Source organism: Bacillus sp. B1(2022) (assembly GCF_040259625.1).
In the GTDB taxonomy this organism is placed as follows: domain Bacteria; phylum Bacillota; class Bacilli; order Bacillales; family Bacillaceae; genus Bacillus; species Bacillus velezensis.
Genome location: NZ_JANIFO010000030.1, coordinates 1 through 912 on the forward strand (window position 1 = coordinate 1; position 912 = coordinate 912).

At 49.3% G+C, this 912-nt stretch carries 9 tRNA genes; all 9 read left to right on the forward strand.

The annotated features are described in order from the left end of the window. Nucleotides 1-23 precede the first annotated feature (23 nt). A tRNA-Val gene (locus NQS30_RS21290) sits at nt 24-99 on the forward strand. Nucleotides 100-104: 5 nt separating this feature from the next. Then, nucleotides 105-180 (forward strand) — tRNA-Thr (locus NQS30_RS21295). Nucleotides 181-216: 36 nt separating this feature from the next. Next, a tRNA-Lys gene (locus NQS30_RS21300) sits at nt 217-292 on the forward strand. A gap of 6 nt (nt 293-298) precedes the next feature. Continuing rightward, a tRNA-Leu gene (locus tag NQS30_RS21305) sits at nt 299-380 on the forward strand. Between the two features lie 24 nt (nt 381-404). Then, a tRNA-Gly gene (locus NQS30_RS21310) sits at nt 405-479 on the forward strand. A gap of 14 nt (nt 480-493) precedes the next feature. Beyond that, nucleotides 494-579 (forward strand) — tRNA-Leu (locus tag NQS30_RS21315). An 11-nt stretch (nt 580-590) separates the two neighbouring features. Continuing rightward, nucleotides 591-667, forward strand: a tRNA-Arg gene (locus NQS30_RS21320). A 16-nt stretch (nt 668-683) separates the two neighbouring features. Next, a tRNA-Pro gene (locus NQS30_RS21325) sits at nt 684-760 on the forward strand. A 4-nt stretch (nt 761-764) separates the two neighbouring features. After that, nucleotides 765-840 (forward strand) — tRNA-Ala (locus tag NQS30_RS21330). Nucleotides 841-912 lie beyond the last annotated feature (72 nt).

The following is a 912-nucleotide window of genomic DNA, read 5'->3' on the forward strand; positions in this document are numbered from 1 at the left end:
TATTACACGTAAGTGTAATATATGGAGGATTAGCTCAGCTGGGAGAGCATCTGCCTTACAAGCAGAGGGTCGGCGGTTCGAGCCCGTCATCCTCCACCATATTTGCCGGCCTAGCTCAATTGGTAGAGCAACTGACTTGTAATCAGTAGGTTGGGGGTTCAAGTCCTCTGGCCGGCACCATTTTTGGACAAGATAATAACATAAGTCTTTTAAAAAGAGCCATTAGCTCAGTTGGTAGAGCATCTGACTTTTAATCAGAGGGTCGAAGGTTCGAGTCCTTCATGGCTCACCATGTTACGCGGGTGTGGCGGAATTGGCAGACGCGCTAGACTTAGGATCTAGTGTCTTATGACGTGGGGGTTCAAGTCCCTTCACCCGCATTATACAGGATAACTATCCTGTATGCGGAAGTAGTTCAGTGGTAGAACACCACCTTGCCAAGGTGGGGGTCGCGGGTTCGAATCCCGTCTTCCGCTCCAACTATACCATCCGCGCCGGGGTGGTGGAATTGGCAGACACACAGGACTTAAAATCCTGCGGTAGGTGACTACCGTGCCGGTTCAAGTCCGGCCCTCGGCATTCATTATTATGCGCCCGTAGCTCAATTGGATAGAGCGTTTGACTACGGATCAAAAGGTTAGGGGTTCGACTCCTCTCGGGCGCGCCATAATATTTTTAAAAATCGGGAAGTAGCTCAGCTTGGTAGAGCACATGGTTTGGGACCATGGGGTCGCAGGTTCGAATCCTGTCTTCCCGACCACTTCGGGGCCTTAGCTCAGCTGGGAGAGCGCCTGCTTTGCACGCAGGAGGTCAGCGGTTCGATCCCGCTAGGCTCCACCATTTATAAAAAAATATGTTGACTTTAAAAGAAACTTATTATATAATTAAAAAGTTGATTGAGAAAGTGAACAA